The sequence below is a fragment of the Nonomuraea sp. NPDC001831 genome (assembly GCF_042892035.1).
Classification (GTDB): domain Bacteria; phylum Actinomycetota; class Actinomycetes; order Streptosporangiales; family Streptosporangiaceae; genus Nonomuraea.
The window spans coordinates 432,815-448,285 of the sequence record NZ_JBIATU010000004.1 but is presented as its reverse complement, the minus strand read 5'-3'; the positions used below and the strand labels follow the sequence as shown (position 1 = coordinate 448,285).

General features: G+C 71.7%; 13 protein-coding genes. 6 read left to right on the top strand and 7 right to left on the bottom strand.

Features of this window, described 5'->3' with window-relative positions; all coding sequences use genetic code 11:
- Window positions 1–234: 234 nt before the first annotated feature.
- The 3 genes from ACFYYW_RS17220 to ACFYYW_RS17210 form a co-directional block, all read right to left on the bottom strand.
- Entirely contained in the window at window positions 235–858 is a 624-nt protein-coding gene (locus ACFYYW_RS17220; protein ID WP_387649787.1) for a DUF305 domain-containing protein, read from the bottom strand.
- A gap of 85 nt (window positions 859–943) precedes the next feature.
- A complete protein-coding gene (locus ACFYYW_RS17215) occupies window positions 944–1,345 on the bottom strand; it encodes a hypothetical protein (RefSeq protein ID WP_387649784.1) in 402 nt (133 codons plus the stop codon).
- Between the two features lie 111 nt (window positions 1,346–1,456).
- Entirely contained in the window at window positions 1,457–1,915 is a 459-nt protein-coding gene (locus ACFYYW_RS17210; protein WP_387649782.1) for a hypothetical protein, read from the bottom strand.
- 117 nt (window positions 1,916–2,032) lie between these two features.
- On the opposite strand from ACFYYW_RS17210, the gene ACFYYW_RS17205 reads away from it, so the two are divergent.
- Window positions 2,033–2,404 (top strand): hypothetical protein, encoded by a 372-nt coding sequence (locus ACFYYW_RS17205; RefSeq protein ID WP_387649779.1) that lies wholly within the window; start codon window positions 2,033–2,035, stop codon window positions 2,402–2,404.
- A 157-nt stretch (window positions 2,405–2,561) separates the two neighbouring features.
- Here ACFYYW_RS17205 and ACFYYW_RS17200 read toward each other — a convergent pair whose 3' ends face one another.
- On the bottom strand, window positions 2,562–8,060 hold the full coding sequence (locus ACFYYW_RS17200) for a carboxyl transferase domain-containing protein (RefSeq protein ID WP_387649776.1): 5,499 nt from the start codon (window positions 8,058–8,060) through the stop codon (window positions 2,562–2,564).
- 348 nt (window positions 8,061–8,408) lie between these two features.
- On the opposite strand from ACFYYW_RS17200, the gene ACFYYW_RS17195 reads away from it, so the two are divergent.
- The 4 genes from ACFYYW_RS17195 (at window position 8,409) to ACFYYW_RS17180 (ending at window position 11,026) form a co-directional block, all read left to right on the top strand.
- Complete coding sequence (locus ACFYYW_RS17195) at window positions 8,409–9,227, top strand: hypothetical protein (protein ID WP_387649773.1); 819 nt, start codon at window positions 8,409–8,411, stop codon at window positions 9,225–9,227.
- Window positions 9,228–9,599: 372 nt separating this feature from the next.
- Window positions 9,600–9,821 carry a Tn3 family transposase gene (locus ACFYYW_RS17190; RefSeq protein WP_387649770.1) on the top strand — a complete coding sequence of 74 codons (222 nt, stop codon included), beginning with the start codon at window positions 9,600–9,602 and terminating at the stop codon, window positions 9,819–9,821.
- Between the two features lie 198 nt (window positions 9,822–10,019).
- Complete coding sequence (locus ACFYYW_RS17185; RefSeq protein ID WP_387649767.1) at window positions 10,020–10,490, top strand: carboxymuconolactone decarboxylase family protein; 471 nt, start codon at window positions 10,020–10,022, stop codon at window positions 10,488–10,490.
- A 53-nt stretch (window positions 10,491–10,543) separates the two neighbouring features.
- Window positions 10,544–11,026 (top strand): carboxymuconolactone decarboxylase family protein, encoded by a 483-nt coding sequence (locus tag ACFYYW_RS17180; RefSeq protein ID WP_387649765.1) that lies wholly within the window; start codon window positions 10,544–10,546, stop codon window positions 11,024–11,026.
- Window positions 11,027–11,507: 481 nt separating this feature from the next.
- On the opposite strand, the gene ACFYYW_RS17175 is transcribed toward ACFYYW_RS17180, so the two are convergent.
- Both ACFYYW_RS17175 and ACFYYW_RS17170 read right to left on the bottom strand, forming a co-directional pair.
- Window positions 11,508–12,365 (bottom strand): NmrA family NAD(P)-binding protein, encoded by an 858-nt coding sequence (locus ACFYYW_RS17175; RefSeq protein WP_387649762.1) that lies wholly within the window; start codon window positions 12,363–12,365, stop codon window positions 11,508–11,510.
- A 169-nt stretch (window positions 12,366–12,534) separates the two neighbouring features.
- Window positions 12,535–13,158 carry a LysE family translocator gene (locus ACFYYW_RS17170; RefSeq protein WP_387649759.1) on the bottom strand — a complete coding sequence of 208 codons (624 nt, stop codon included), beginning with the start codon at window positions 13,156–13,158 and terminating at the stop codon, window positions 12,535–12,537.
- A gap of 72 nt (window positions 13,159–13,230) precedes the next feature.
- On the opposite strand from ACFYYW_RS17170, the gene ACFYYW_RS17165 reads away from it, so the two are divergent.
- Window positions 13,231–14,568: a PLP-dependent aminotransferase family protein gene (locus tag ACFYYW_RS17165; RefSeq protein WP_387649756.1), complete on the top strand. Its 1,338-nt coding sequence runs from the start codon at window positions 13,231–13,233 to the stop codon at window positions 14,566–14,568.
- A gap of 395 nt (window positions 14,569–14,963) precedes the next feature.
- Here ACFYYW_RS17165 and ACFYYW_RS17160 read toward each other — a convergent pair whose 3' ends face one another.
- A complete protein-coding gene (locus tag ACFYYW_RS17160; protein WP_387650033.1) occupies window positions 14,964–15,464 on the bottom strand; it encodes a recombinase family protein in 501 nt (166 codons plus the stop codon).
- Window positions 15,465–15,471: the final 7 nt, after the last annotated feature.

Sequence of the window (15,471 nt, the reverse complement as noted above, 5' to 3'; positions counted from 1 at the left end):
CGACCGTCGTCCAAGGGGCGGCGGGCGGGCCGAACCGTTCGCCCGGCAGCCGTGACCGGGCAGCGGGCCGGCACAGGTCCGCGGGGCGACCGTGACCGGGAGCGGGCCGGTACGGTCCGCCCGGTGGCCATGACCAGGCAGGGCGCACCCACCACCCGAACGCCACAAGCGCCCAGGCGGCGGGCAAGACGCACCCCTTGCCCGGACGGCCGATGCGTCCGGGCGGTGGGTGGGTCAGAGGCGTTCGAGGAGCTTGCGGAGCTGGGCCACCTCGGCCTGCTGCGTGCTCTCGATGGCCTTGGCCAGCTCCTTGGCCTGCGGGTTCACCCCGCTCGCCTGCTCGGTACGGGCCATCTCGATCGCTCCCTCGTGATGGGCGATCATCTGCTCGGCGAAGAGCCGGTCGAAGGCGGCCCCCTTGGCCCCGTCGAGCTTCTTCATGTCCTCGGCGGACATGATCCCGGGCATGTCATGCCCCATGCCCCCGGACGGGACGGGCTTGCCCCACTCGGCCAGCCAGCCCTTCATGGTCTGGATCTCCGGATCCTGGGCGGCCTTGATGTCAGCCGCGAGCTTCTTGATCTCGGGGTCCTTCGCCCGCTGCGGAGCCAGGCCGGCCATCTCGACCGCCTGCTGGTGATGCGGGATCATCATCTGGGCGAACATGACGTCGGCGTCGTTGAACGACTGCTGCGACGGCGCCGCGCCGGCGGTGGCGGTCTCGGTGGCGCTCTGGGTGGCGCTCGCGGTGGTGCCCCCGGGCGCGGCCGTGGAGGCGGTGTCGTTCGCGCCGCACGCGGTGAGCAGGACGAGCGCGCCTGCGGCGGCGGCGAGGCCGATCTTACGGTTGGTGGACATGCTGATGTGCTCTCTCGTTCGCTGGAACTGCGGGTAGGCCGATGCACGCGGATCGCCGTCGAGGGCGTCCGGGCGAAGGGGCGGCCTATATGCGCAGGATCGAGAGACGAGCCAGCCTCAGGGACGTGGGTCGCGGCGGCGGCCGCGCGACGGGCCGGAAGGCCGGGCCCGGATCGGCGCCGCCGACGGCCCGCCGCCGCACCCCGACCCAGAGGGCCAGCAGCACCACGACGAGCAGCGACGTCAGGACGGCCAGGCACACCCCGGCCGGATCGAGCCCCGGCATCTCGTGGCCGGGCGCGAGCCCCGCCAGGGCGGCGACGGGGGCGACGGGGCCGACGGGCAGCTCGTGAACGACCGCCAGGCCGTGCCGCGCGGTCGCCGTGTCGTGCCGGGCGTTCACATGGCCGAGCGTGTGCATCCCGCACACGCCGAGGGCAAGGACGACGAGCAGGAGTGCACGCGCACCCTGTCGCAGGCTCCCCACCGGCCCTCCCCCGTCGCTCCGGCTCTTCCGAACGTGCAGGATACGGCAGCCGCCCATCTCCGGCAACCTGCACCCGGTACGGGTATGGATGCCGGCGGGGAGCTCAGGGTGTCAGAAGAACTGGCCGAGGCGGAACGGGCGTACCACGAGCGGGACCTCCGACCGGCTGATGACCTTGACCTTCCTGAGGCCGGTCAGCCAGTCGGCCGTCACCTTGACGCATTTCAGCTGCACCTCGTGCTCCCCCGGCGGCGCGTACCGGGAGATGACGACGCCCTTCTTGCCGAACCCCATGCCACCCAGCCCGATCCCCACCTCGCGGAACATCCGCCACGACCCCTTGACGGGGAACGCCGTGGACCCGACGACGGCGTGGTTGGCCTGGGTGGGGCAGTGAATGAGCAGCCGGATGGCGTCGTTCTGGTGCGGCGCCGCCGGCGAGACCCGGAAGGACGTGAGCTTCTTCCAGGACGTGTCCCCGTCCGGCCCGGTGGCCGCCGCGGCGAGGGCGGCGGGTCCCGCGGCGACGACCGCGACGGCGACCGCCGCCGCCCATGTGATCGACCGCATCTTTCCCCCTCACGCTGAGTGACCAGATGGTTCCCATTCTGGCTACTTCGCCCCAGCGCGGAAGCACGCCACGCCGGGCAGGCCCACGGCGTGATCCCGATGGCGTACAAAGGAAGCGTGAACCGGCCGGAGGCACGCCTGATCGCCACGTTCGTCGTCATGGGGCTCGCGCTGAGCGGGACGTTCACCGCCCTGCTGCTGGAGGGAACCGGCGACCAGGCCGCCCCTCCCCCTCGGACGCCCCTCCCGGCGGCGACGGCCGCGCCCTCCCCCACCTACCTCGGCTCCATGCCCGAGCTGTGGGGCAGGGAGCTGGGCGCGGCGAACGGGCAGCTCGCCGCGCTGGGGATCACCGCGCGGGTGCAGCGGGTCAACCCCGACGGCGGTCCCGAGACGGGCGGATGGGTGGTGACCGCCCAGGCGCCGTCCCCCGGCACACTGCTCACGACCACCATCCCCGTGTTCCTGGTCGTCGAGCCGCGCGACTGAGGACCGGCGTCCGCCCGCGCCGCCGTGAGCGGAAGGACCGTGTGCGGGTGCGTCGGCGCCGCCCTCGTCCAGCTCGGTGAGGAGCCGCTTGACCTCGTTCTCCTCGGCCGGCCGCACGAGCGCGCCCGGCCCCGGGGAGGGGCCGGGCGGGGCGGGGTCAGGAGCCCTGGTGCAGGCGGGCGATGCCGCGTTCGATGGCCTCGATGATCCGCGGACGCAGCTCGGCGGCGCTGATGATCGCGTCGACCGAGCCGACCTCGACCGCGCGCTGGATGTTGTGCACCCGGTCGAACTCCGCGGCCACCTCGCCCAGCTTCTCCGCCCGTACGGCCGGCTGGACCTCGGCCAGGCGGGCGTTGAGCGCGGCCCGCTCGGCGCCGCTGGCCGCCGCGACCTGCCGCTGCAGCTCGCTCACGCGCGGGTCGTTCGCGGTGCGGTTGTTCACCTCGCCGGAGAACACCACCGCCGCGGCCGGGGCGCCGCCGAGCACCGAGGCGAACGAGCCCTCCAGCGCCAGCACGGTCATGTTCGGGTTGAGCGCCTTGGAGAACACCACGAACGCGCCGCCGTGGTAGCGGGAGATGACGCAGAACACGATCGGCCCGTCGAAGTTGACGATCGCCCGGCCGATCTCCGCGCCGTACTCCAGCTGCAGCTTGCGCATCGACTCGGGCGAGCCGTCGAAGCCGGACAGGTTCGCCAGCACCACCAGCGGCCGGTTGCCGGAGGCCGCGTTGATCGCCCGCGCGGTCTTCTTCGACGAGCGCGGGAACAACGTGCCGGCCGTGTAGGAGTCGGGCCCGTCGGCGGGCGGGAAGCCGCGCCGCGGCACCGGCCGTGACTCGATGCCGATCAGGCAGACCGGCCGGCCGCCGATGTGCACGTCCTGGACGGCCGAGGTGTCGGCGTCGGCCATGCCCGCCCAGCGTTCCAGCACCGGGTGGTCCTGGTCGGACAGGGCGCGCATCACGGTGCGGATGTCGAAGGGCTTCTTGCGGTCGGGGTTGTGCTCGGCGGAGAAGATCTGGCCGACGGTGGTGAAGTCGCTGCCCGCCACGGCGTGCGGGTAGTCGCGGACGTCCCGGTCGGCCGGGTCGGCGGTCGGGGCCCGCCGGGGGCCGCTCTCGCCGGGGACGACGTAGGTGTGGTCGTAGTGGGCCATCAGCACGTCGCGGGCGGCCGGCAGGTCGGGCGCCCAGTACTGGGCCTGGCCGTTGGGCCCCATGACGCGGTCGTAGCCGCCGATGCCGAAGTTGTCCTCGGCCGACACGCCGCCGGAGAAGTCGAGGGACTGCTTGCCGGTGAGCACCATCGCCGAGTCGGGGGTCATCACCAGGATGCCCTTGGTGTGCATGAGCATCGTGGCCTCGGCGTTCCAGTACGGCTGCGCCCCCACGGTGATCCCCGCGACCACGATGTTGATCTCGCCGCCGGCCTGGGTGAAGGTGACGATGCGCTTGAGCGCCGCCGCCACCCAGTCCATGTTCTCGGTGCCCGAGGTCATCGAGATCCGGGCGCCGGCCGACAGCGCGAACCACTCCAGTGGTACGCGCATGCGCTCGGCCAGGTCGAGCGCGGCGATCACCCGCGAGCACTCCGGCTCCGACAGCGCGCCCAGCGCCTTGGTCGGGTCGCCGAGCAGCACCACCCGGGTGACGCCTTCGGGGTGGCGGGCGGTCGGCGTGGTGACCACGCCCGCCACGATCGCCGCGGAGTTGTTGCCCTTGGGCCGGTCGACCGGGACGAGCACGCCGTCGGCGTCGAGGTCGTGCTCGACGAAGCTGCCCTGCGGGCCGGCGAGCAGGCCGGTCAGCTCGTAGGGGTAGGCGTTGCCGCGCCGGGCGGCGCGCAGCACCTTCTGGCGGTAGTCGTCGAGCGGCTGGACCGGCTCGTCGGACGGCTTGCCGACGTGCAGGCTGGCGCCGTGGCCGGGGCCGAGGGTGATGCGCACCGCGACCTCGCTCAGCTCGCCCGAGGGGGTGCGCTGGCGGGCCACGAACTGGACCTCCTCCAGCCCGGCGCCCGCCGTGGTCGGCAGGATGCGCTGGACCAGCATGTTGAGCTCGTCGGTGGTCAGCTCGGTCGAGGGCCAGACATACATCATGATGCGGTTGGTGTCGAAGCGCTTGTTCTGGGGGCGCTGGGCCTGGATGTTGCGGATCGCGTCGAGGCCGGCGTTGAGTGCGTCCTCGACGGCGGGCAGCGCGACCAGGCGGCCGTCGGCCTCGCGCAGCGGCGTCAGGTCGCGGACCTGGCCCATGGCGATGAGCCGCTCGTCGGCCGGGTTGCTCTTGGCGACGGCCTTGAACAGGTAGAGCTCCTCGTCGACCGAGGGCAGCCGGGTGAGGTCGAACTCCTGGAGCCGGTGCAGTTGCAGGCGCTGGGCGATCTGCGGGTGCAGGCCGCGGATCAGGCGGTCCTCGGCGAAGCCGGCGCCGTCGGGGCGGAAGGTGAAGTGGTGGTGCATGACCGCGCCGCTGGCGCCCAGGACGGTGGTGGTGATCCGCCGTACGCCCGCGATCTGCGGGCGCCCGGCCAGGACCTGCCCGAGCCGTACGGCCATCTCCTCGGCGTCGGGCTGGTCGTCCCAGGTGAGGTAGAGGTCGGCGACGAGCCCGCGCCCGCCCACCCCCTCGGCCAGCGCGCCGACGGCGTCGATGGCGTCGGGCAGGGCGGCGATGTCGACGGCGGTGGTGACCAGGCGGGTCACGCCGCGCGGGCCGGAGTGCTCGGCGGTGACGAACCGGCAGCCCGCCCTGTCGAGGGTGGCGACCTGCGACAGCCCGCGGTTGCCGTAGTAGCGGCGGGTCAGGACCTCCAGCAGCGGCGCGAGGTCGCGTTCCGGCCGGCCGATGCGCTGGCCGAGCAGCCGGACGAGCGGCTCGGAGCTGGCCACCATGGCCTGGATGCGCTCGGCGCGGTCGGGCGCGTCGGGGTCGCGGTCGAGGTGACGCAGCTCGTCGCGGACGGCGGCGTAGACCTTGGCGCGGTTGCGGCGCAGCAGCGGCTGGGCGAACCAGCGGAACACGACGCCGCGGGCCAGGTCGGCGACCACGGGGAAACGCACCTGCGTGGCCTCGACCAGGTGTTCCAGGGCGAGCCCGGCCCGCTCGCCGAGCGGCTCGCGCGGCGGCGCCCCGGCCAGCCAGGCGCGCAGCAGCTCCGACACGACGGCGACGCCGGCGGTCATCCGCTGCTGGGCCAGGAAGATCCGGAAGACCGCGGCCTCCAGCTCCGGGGTGCGGTCGAGCTCCTCGACGCCGTAGTGCCTGAGCATGCGCCGCAGCTTGGCCTGGAACGCCTCGGGCAGGCCGGCGCGCTCGACGTCGAGGCTCTGCAGGTAGCTGTGGAAGTACTCGCGCGGGCTGTGCACCGGGCTGCCCGGCTCGACGTCGAGCTCGCCGCCCGGCTTGTTGCGGCTCAGCTCGGACAGGTCGGCGAAGACGGTGAGCAGGTCGAGCTCGCCCTCGATCACGCGGTCGTCGAGCTCGGCGCGCGCGGCCAGGTAGCCCGACAACATGCGGGTGCGCTCGTGGCGGTCGGCGTCGAAGCCGAGCAGCAGCTCGCGCAGGTCCTGGACGCCGCGCTCGGCCTGTTCGGCGGCGGAGGCCCGCGGCGGGGCGGCGGGCAGGTCGATCTCGGGGGCGCCCGTCGCGGCGGCGGCCTGCGCGGCCTCGGCGCCGGCGAGGGGTTCCAGGCGCATCAGCGGCGCGCCGGCCTCGACCTGGCTGCCGACCGAGACGCCGCACTCGCGGACGCGGGCGCGGAACGGCGCGCGCAGCACCGTCTCCATCTTCATGCTCTCCAGCACCAGGATGGGCGCGCCGGCCTCGACCTCGTCGCCGGCCGACAGGGGCGTCGCCACCACCAGCGCGGGCGCGGGCGAGCGGACGACGCCGCCCTCGTCGCGGCTGATGCGGTGGGTGACGCCGTCGACCTCGACGAGGTGGATCGGGCCGTGGGTGGCCGACATCAGGCGGAAGCGGCGGCCGTTGACGGTGATGCGGCCGGCGTGCTCGTCGAAGCGGTCGATCTCGACGTCGAGCGGGTGGGAGCGGTCGCCGTCGGAGATGCCGACGCGGAAGCGCCGCTGCCCGGCCCTGGCCACCGTGAGCCGGTAGCCGGCGCCGCGGAGCTTGAGGGTCAGCGGGCGGCCGGTCTCGTGCTGCACCTGCGGGCGCCCGCCGTGGGCGGTGGCCAGCAGCCGGTTGCGGCTGACCTCCTCCTCGTCCTGGTAGGCCTCGATCGCGGCGGCGGCCAGGGCGACCGCGGAGTGGCGGTGGCTGACCAGGCGGCCCTCGGCGCGGACGCGGTCGATCCAGCCGGTGTCGGCGACGGCGTCGACGACCTCGGGCTGGTCGAGCAGGTCGAGCACGAAGCTCTTGTTGGTGGCGCCGCCCTCGATGATCACGGTGGTGGCGGCCATCGCGCGGCGCAGGCGGGCCAGGGCCTGCTCGCGGTCGCGGCCGTAGGCGATGATCTTGGCGATCATGGAGTCGAAGTCGGCGGGGATGGTGTCGCCCTCGCTGACGCCGGTGTCGACGCGGATGCCGGGCCCGGCGGGCAGCACCAGGCGGGCGATGCGGCCCGGCGCGGGGGCGAAGTCGCGGTCGGGGTCCTCGGCGTTGAGCCGGGCCTCCACGGCGTGGCCGCTCTCGGCCGGCTGGGGACCCTCCAGGCGCCCGCCGGCGGCGACGTGCAGCTGCAGCCGGACCAGGTCGGTGCCGGTGGTCAGCTCGGTGATCGGGTGCTCGACCTGGAGCCTGGTGTTGACCTCCAGGAAGGCGAACATCTTGTCGCCCGGGTGGTAGAGGAACTCGACGGTGCAGGCGCCGCGGTAGCCGACCGCCACGGCGAGCCGCGCGGCCGACGCCTTCAGCTCGTCGGCCTGGTCGCCGGTCAGGACCGGGGAGGCGGACTCCTCGATGATCTTCTGGTTGCGCCGCTGCACCGAGCAGTCGCGCACGCCCAGCGCCCACGCGGTGCCCTGGCCGTCGGCGATGACCTGCACCTCGACGTGGCGGGCGCCGGTGACCAGGCGCTCCAGGAAGACCACGCCCGAGCCGAACGCGCGCTCGGCCTCCTGGCTGGTGCGCTCGTAGGCGTCGGCCAGCTCGTCGGCCGAGGCGACCATGCGGATGCCGCGGCCGCCGCCGCCCGCGGTCGCCTTGAGCATCAGGGGGTAGCCGATCTCGTCGCCGGCGCGCAGGGCGTCGGCCAGCGTGGCCACCTCGCCGCGGCTCCACGGCGCGACGGGGACGCCGACCTCCTCGGCGATGAGCTTGGCGCCGATCTTGTCGCCGAGCCGGCGCATCGCCTCCGCGCTCGGCCCGACGAAGGTGACGCCGATCTTCTCGCACAGCTCGGCGAAGGACGGGTCCTCGGCGACGAACCCCCAGCCGACCCACGCGGCGTCGGCCCCGGTCTCGATCAGCGCCCGCTCCAGCACGGCGTGGTCGAGGTACGGGCGCGCGGAGGCGGGCCCCAGCGGGTAGGCGACGTCGGCCTCGCGGACGAAGGTCGCGTCGCGGTCGGCGTCGGTGTAGAGCGCGATCGTCTCGATCCGCTTGCCGGTCTCCGCCGAAAGATCCCGGACGGCGTGGATGAGCCGCATCGCGGCCTCTCCGCGGTTGACGATGGCGACACGATTGAACACCGGTTGAGCCTCCCACGTACCCCGTACAAGTAGGCGAAGTCCGGGGTGGTCCCCCGGGCCTCGCCTGTCACTGTCTCTACCGTGCTCGATGACCACCGCGTGCACCAATGTCCGCATAGTGCACGCCGGGGCTTCTGCTTTGTGTGGATCCCACAAAAACAGACCCCGCCACAGGGTTCGAGCGCCGGTTCCCGTGGCAGCCTGCCACAAGCCGTCACGGTACCGACGACTGTACCGGCGACCCGGGTCACGCCTGCGCACCCCTCGCCCGCCGAGCCGCTCCCCCAGGACGGAACGTCCATGAATGTGGCAGAGTGCGGGCAACGACAAGATCGAAAGGTGCGTGCCTTGGCTGTCCCCCTCGCCGCCTCCCTCGCCGCCCTGACGCTGGCCTCCTCGCTCACCTCGCCGTCCGCCGCGCTGCCCGCCGCCCGGCCCGCCGCGCTGCCCGCCTGCCCGCAGATCTTCGGGCACGGCGGCTACCCGACCGGCGCCGACGCCTGGGAGCGGGACCAGGTGCGCCAGCCCAACAACCCCACCGCCGTCAAGCGTTACAAGGGCTGGGGCGCCTCCGGCGTCGAGGCCGACCTCCAGCTCACCAAGGACGGCACCAAGGCCGTCATGTGGCACAACACCTCGACCTGGGGCCTGTCGGGCACGAAGAAGAACATCACCGAGATCTGGTGGGCGGCGGGCGACACCGCGCTCAAGGGCCGGACCATCGTGCGCGGCCTGTTCAAGGGCGAGACCGTCTACACCTTCCGCGAGTGGCTGGCCGCGATGAGGTCGGCCGGCATGATCGGGCTGGTCGAGATCAAGACCGAGGCCCGCCAGTCGTTGCTCAGCTCGAACGCCACGATCAAGGCGCAGGCGTGGAACGAGGTGCTCGGGCCGGTCAAGGAGAACTACCGGTCGCAGGAGATCATCCTGTACTCCCACGACAGCGCGATCGCCGCCGAGCTCAGGAGCCGCGTGACCGCCGCCGGCCTGAGCCAGGTGCTGACCGGCGGCCCGATCTGGCCGGAGGTGACCAAGTGGGAGGAGCCGCCGCCCTCCTGGACCCTGAACGAGAACGCGTGGAAGTCGGCGCTGGCGAGCGGGGCCAGGCGGGTGGCCACCGACTACACGCCGGAGTTCAGCGCGTGGCTGAAGGGCAGGTGCCAGTGACCGCGTCCTGAGGGCGCGGGCGAGGGCCGGGCGGCGGCATCAGCGGGGCTGAGATCATCGGGCGCCAGGCCCTTGATGTCCAGGTAGGTCGCCTTCGCGATGAACCAGCCCCCGGCCGGTAGCTGCCGCTCCAGCCTGGGCACGTAGATCGTCGGGGCGCTTCGCGATGTTCCCCGGCCTGGACCGAACCGAACGCCGGGCCCATCGCGGACCCCTCGATCGCCGTCTCCGCGACCGGGAATTGACCAGCGGCCCCGGGTTGCCGACGCGCTGGACGCGTACGGCCGTCGCCGGGTCCATGGTCACGCCGACCAGCCTGACGCCCAGCATGGCGATCGCCGCGGGGACGCTCGCTTTGCGCCGTAGCCGGCGATGGTCACGATTCCGCACCGGGACGGGCCCTGCAACACGGCGCAGGTGCCGGACAGCGGTGCTCAACTGCGTCACGTCGTGGAAACCTTCTCCATGGACCGCGCTTTCGATCAGCTCGAAGCCGAGGGCCATCCGCTGGCCGAGGAAGACGTCGCCCGGCCATCGCCCTTCATCCGCCGGCACATCAACGTCCTGGGCCGCTACGCCCTTCACCCGCGCTGACGTCGGCTCCAGGCCGAGGATGCGGGAGACACCGTCACGATCGCCTCGACACAGCACCTCCTTGCCGTCGCGTCCGGCGTCGAGTTCAACGATTTCTCCGGGGCCTGTATGACGCACGTCACCTGAGTGGCTCTGTCACAGAACCCCGACCTCCGGCATCTCATGACCGAGCCGACAACAACAGCAAGGAGCACGTCCATGGAAAGCCGCCTGAACCTCTTCGCCAGCCCCGCCGTCGCCAAGGCCCTCGGGCACTACGGCGCGGCGGCCCCGGTGCTCATCCAGGAGTCGGCGTTGCCGGCCACGACCCAGAACCTGGTGATGCTGCGCGCGAGCCAGATCAACGGCGACGCCTACGCCACCGACGTCCACGGCAAGAACGCCGCGCACGCCGGCGAGACCATCGCGCGCCTGAACCTGGTCGCCACGTGGCGCGGGGCGACGGTGTTCACCGACGCCGAGCGCGCCGCCCTGGAGCTGACCGAGCAGGGCACCCGCATCGCCGACGACGCCGGCGGCATCACCGACGAGGCCTGGGCGAACGCCGCCGAGCACTACGACGACGACCAGCTCGCCGCCCTGGTGGCGTTCATCGCCCTCATCAACGCCACCAACCGCTTCGCCGTCATCAACCGGCAGCGAGGCGGGGCGTACCAGCCCGCCCAGTGACGATCCGCAGCACCGACCGAACGACACACCACCCCGCGAGTGAGGACTTCACCATGGAGCGCTTCGACCTGCTGACCAACGAGCTGGGCGCCAAGATCGCCAAGCGGATCTACAACGTCGCCGTACTGATCGAGAAGTCGCCGCTGCCCAAGGCGACTCAGGATCTGGTGATGCTACGCGCCAGCCAGATCAACGGCTGCGGCTTCTGCGTCGACTACCACACCAAGGACGCCGCGGTGGCGGGCGAGAGCGCGACCCGCCTCCACCTGGTCGCCGCCTGGCGCGAGTCGACGGTGTTCACCGACGCCGAGCGGGCCGCATTGGCGCTCGCCGAGGAGGGCACCCGGATCGCCGACGGCCACCACGGCGTCTCGGATGAGACCTGGGCCGAGGTGCGCAAGCACTACGACGACGACCAGACCGTCGCGCTGGTCTCGCTGGTCGCCATGATCAACGCCAACAACCGGCTCAACGTGATCGTGCGCAAGCCCGGGGGTTCCTACCAGCCCGGCATGTTCACCGACATGGCCAGCTGACCGGCGCCCACGGCCACCCCGGGTGAGTCCTGCACGCAGACCGGCGACCCGAAACGGCCACGGGATGTCCAGGCCGTTCCGGCATGGGCGCCGCCCTTGTGCCTTCTGATCGTCGGGGCGTTCACGAGTGCGGCCGACCAGGAGCGGAAGGAGCCGTCGCAAGATCGCTTCCCGAACTCATGTGGATCGTTTCCCGCTCAACCTGCGACATGGAGACCGTCACGCCGGCCCCGTGTCGTTTGTGAGCCAGGGCGCCACGGGCCGATGAGGTCAGCGTCGAGCCTCGAAAGTGCCTTTCGTCGGAGGGGGTGCATGCGCATCACCCGCGCCCGCCAGGACCTTCTCCGAAGTTCACGGCTGGTTGGGGAGCGACAGCGCCCGGGACAAGAGTGCCGGGGATCACGGGCAGGACTGGCGGGTGGTGCCTACGACATGCGGCAGGCGGGGCCTGGCGACATCGCCCGCCGCATGTCGTAGGACGTCAGGTGGCTGGGGCGAGTTCGTCGGCATGGTCGGCCGCCCACTGCGCGAGCGTGCGACCCTTCCTGCCGGTGACCTGCTCGAAGGCGGGTGAGACGGACGGTGGCTCGTCGGCGTACTCGGCCTGGTAGCACAGGACGTACTCGGCGATCTCCATGGGGAGCCCGGCCTTGATGCAGGCCTGGCGGGCCTGCCCGAACGTCAGCCCTTCGAACGCGATCGGGCGGCCGAGCCCGGCGCTGATCGCCGCTGCCTGCTGCCGGTGAGTGAGCGCCTCGGGCCCGGTCAGGTCGTAGGCCCGGCCCGCGTGGCCGTCCTGCAGCAGGGCGATCGCCGCGACCTCGGCGATGTCCTCTTCATGGACGGGGACGCCGACGCCGTCGGGGTAGGCGTTGCGGACCACGTCCTCCTTGCGGATGGACTCACCCCAGACGTCGAGCTTGTTGACGGCGAACTCGCCGGGCCGTATGTGGGTCGAGGTCGCCCCGGAGTCCTCGACGATCTGTTCCACGGCGTGCAGCATCTCGAAGCTCCCGGCCCGCTGTACCGTGACGGCAGCGCCGGACATGCACACGATCCGGGTCACCCCGGCCGCCACGGCGCGGTTGACGAAGACTCGCGCCAGGACGGTCGCATGCTCCGGGTCGAAGAGGCCGGCGACGAGGAACACGCCCTGCACCCCGTCGAACGACAGGTCGCCTGGACGGTTCAGGTCGCCCTGCACGACGTCGACCCCGTCGGGCAGCCCGGCGTTCTCGGGGTTGCGGCTGAGTGCCCGGACGGGCCGTCCGGCCGCGACGAGCCGATCGACCACGTGCCTGCCCACGGTGCCGGTCGCTCCGGTCACAAGGATGGTCATGGAGAACCTCTCTGTGGATACCGACGATGGGTGCGGGCCCGCTGCCGAAGACGGTAGGACAGGTCCGGCAGGCCTCGCACATGGAACGTTCCCACCTTGGTGTTCATGGCGCCCGGGCAGAGGCTCACACAAACGACTGTGGAGTGGTTCACCCGTTGTGACCGGAGGCTCAGGTGACGGCCAGGGTGACGGCCAGCACGGCGAGCAGTGAGCCCATGGCGAGACGTTGCGTACGCAGCCAGGAGGGATGGGCGGCCAGGAAGCCGGCGATGCTTCCGGCGGCCAGCACGATCGTCAGGTTGACCAGGAGCGCGACGGCGATCTGGATGCAGCCGAGGATGACGCCCTGGAGCAGGACGTTCCCCTGATCGAGATCGATGAACTGCGGGATGATCGACACGTAGAGGATGGCGATCTTCGGGTTGAGCAGGTTGGTCATCAGGCCCATCATGAAGAGCCGCCGCGGGGAGTCCGGCAGCACGCGGCCCACCGCGAAGACGGAGACGCCGCCCGGTTTGAGCGTCTTCCAGGCCAGCCACAGCAGGTAGGCGGCTCCCGCGATCCTGATGGCGGTCAACAGTTCGGGGACCGCGGCGAACAACACCGACAATCCGAGATTCGCCCCCAGCAGGTAGACGAGGAAGCCCGTCGCGACGCCGGCCAGGGAGATGATCCCGGCCGACCGGCCCTGACTGGTGCTCCTGGAGACGAGATACATCATGTTGGGGCCCGGGGACAGCACCATTCCGAGCGCCACGGACACCACGCCGAGCACCGCACTCTGTTCAATCACGGGCATGAAGCTATCCGTGCGGCAATATCGGTACAATAGGAAAAATTGTACTCGGAGCGATTTTTTGATTGGATGACCGATATGGAGGACTTCCGGCAGGTCGCCGACGCCATCGCCACCGAGATCGAGACCGGGAGACTGCGCCCGGGCGACCGGTTGCCGCCGCAACGGGTCTTCGCGCGCCGGCACGGCATCGCCAACTCCACCGCCGCCCGCGTCTACCAGGAACTCACGCGCCGCGGCCTCACCGTCGGAGAGGTCGGCCGCGGCACGTTCGTACGGGCCGCGACGCCGCAGCAGGGACTGGCCCTGACCGAGCCTGCGACCAGCAGGATCGACCTCGAACTCAACTACCCCGTCGTGCCCGGGCAGGCGAAGCTGCTCGCCGACGGCATCGGCCCGTTGTTGCGGCCCGACGTGCTGGAGTCGGCCATGCGGCCGGTCGGCGCCGCGGGCACCCCGCAGGCGCGCGGCGCCGTCGCCGAGCTGCTCACCCGGGCGGAATGGCGTCCTGATCCGGATCGGGTGCTGTTCGCGGGCAACGGCCGCCAGGCGATCGCCGCCGCCATCGCCGCGATCGTCCCTCCGGGCGGGCGGCTCGGCGTGGAAGAGCTCACCTACCCCGTGCTCAAGGCGATCGCCGCCCGCCTCGGCGTCACGCTCGTCCCGCTGCGCATCGACGGGGCCGGCCTCGACCCGGCGGCCGTCGAGGCCGCGGGGCCGCTCAAGGCCGTCTACCTGCAGCCGACGTTGCACAACCCGCTGTCGTTCAGCATGCCCGTGGAGCGCAGGGCCGAGCTCGCGGCTGTCCTCGCGCGCCTGGACCTACCCGCGATCGAAGACTCGATCTGGTCCTTCCTCCGCGAGGACCTACCGCCCCTGGCCGCTTTCGCACCCGAGCGGACGATCCTCGTGGACAGCCTGTCCAAACGGCTCGCAGCCGGCCTGTCGCTCGGCTTCGCCCACATGCCCGGCCCCGCCGTCGCGGGCGTGGCGGCGGCCCTGCGCTCCGGTGGGTGGACGCCGATGCGGTTCGCGCTGGAGTCGGCCACCCGGTGGCTGACCGACGACACGGTGCGGTCGATCGCCCAGGCCAAGCGGCAGGATGCCGCCACGCGCCAAGCGCTGGCCGCCCGTCACCTCGACGGCTTCGCGATACAGAGCGACCCGTGCTCCTACTACTGCTGGTGGGAGCTCCCGCCGCCGTGGCGAACCGACACGTTCGTGGCAGCCGCCGCCAGGCACGGCATCGCCGTCACCCCCGCCGCCGCCTTCGCCGTCAGTGGCACCAACGCGTCCAACGCCATCCGCCTCGGCCTCGCCTCCCCCTCCGTCCCAACGCTGTCCCACGCCCTGGCCACCCTCGCCGGCCTCGCCCGCTCCAGCCCGTACGACCTCATGGCGGAGTGACGGGCTCCAGCCATCGAGCAGCCCATGGTTCCGATGCCGGAATGCGCTGAGCGGCTCTCGTCAGAGCATTACCTCGCCTTGGGCATCAGCGGGTCGGCGACGAGACGGGCCATGGCGGCGTAGCCGGCGTCGTTGGCGTGCAGGTGGTCGCCGCTGTCGTAGGTGGGGTTGAGCATTTCGGGGTCGGCGGTGCGGCCATGCCTTCGTGGCCCTCCGCTCCCGAAGGCGTCCCCAGCCCCGAAGGAGCGATGAGCTGGATCACGATTGCCGCTTGTGGTTCACGGTTCACCGGCCCGGGCAGCCGGTCGGGAAGGAGAGATCGGGGTTGATACTGGTGAGATTGATCTTGGTAGTCGCGCGGCAGTCGAGGGCGGCGGCGGCCAGGCCTGATGGGCTTATACGCTGCCGTCAGGACGACTTACGGGGCCCGGGTTTCGATCGCCTTCGGGCGCGCTGCGCGTAGTTCGTCCAGGTCGGGGATGTGGTTGTAGCCGGAGGTGACCGACCATGGTGATGAGATCGTGCAGGCTGCGGCCGTAGCGAGCAAGTTCGAGTACCACGAGGGTGTCGCCCACGGAGAGGAACGCGTGGCAGGCCTGCAGTTCCGGCCGGAGCGCGTTCTTACCGGACTTCTTGTCCGCGAAGACCTTGCGGCAGCGGCCACCCGCAGGGCGTCGATCTGACGATCGAGGCGGCTTTGACCGCGGGTCGAAACGCGGGCGTAGCCGACGCGGATCTCGTACCGGATCGCGGGGAAGACGGCGAGGATGTCGTCGGGCAGACCCAGCGGCGCGGTCGTCACCGCCGGGTTCTCCCAACAAACGGTCTCCGGAGTTGTTGAGGGCGTGAAGTTTTTGAAGATCCCCGCCCCAGGTCGACACCCAGGAAATGATCATTTTCATA

Bases quoted from the DNA above. Each gene is read 5' to 3' on its own strand.
- ACFYYW_RS17165 (WP_387649756.1), top strand. From the start codon at position 13,231: ATGACCGATATGGAGGACTTCCGGCAGGTCGCCGACGCCATCGCCACC.
- ACFYYW_RS17185 (WP_387649767.1), top strand. From the start codon at position 10,020: ATGGAAAGCCGCCTGAACCTCTTCGCCAGCCCCGCCGTCGCCAAGGCC.
- ACFYYW_RS17220 (WP_387649787.1), bottom strand. From the start codon at position 858: ATGTCCACCAACCGTAAGATCGGCCTCGCCGCCGCCGCAGGCGCGCTC.
- ACFYYW_RS17175 (WP_387649762.1), bottom strand. From the start codon at position 12,365: ATGACCATCCTTGTGACCGGAGCGACCGGCACCGTGGGCAGGCACGTG.
- ACFYYW_RS17160 (WP_387650033.1), bottom strand. From the start codon at position 15,464: ATGATCATTTCCTGGGTGTCGACCTGGGGCGGGGATCTTCAAAAACTT.
- ACFYYW_RS17190 (WP_387649770.1), top strand. From the start codon at position 9,600: ATGGTCACGATTCCGCACCGGGACGGGCCCTGCAACACGGCGCAGGTG.
- ACFYYW_RS17210 (WP_387649782.1), bottom strand. From the start codon at position 1,915: ATGCGGTCGATCACATGGGCGGCGGCGGTCGCCGTCGCGGTCGTCGCC.
- ACFYYW_RS17180 (WP_387649765.1), top strand. From the start codon at position 10,544: ATGGAGCGCTTCGACCTGCTGACCAACGAGCTGGGCGCCAAGATCGCC.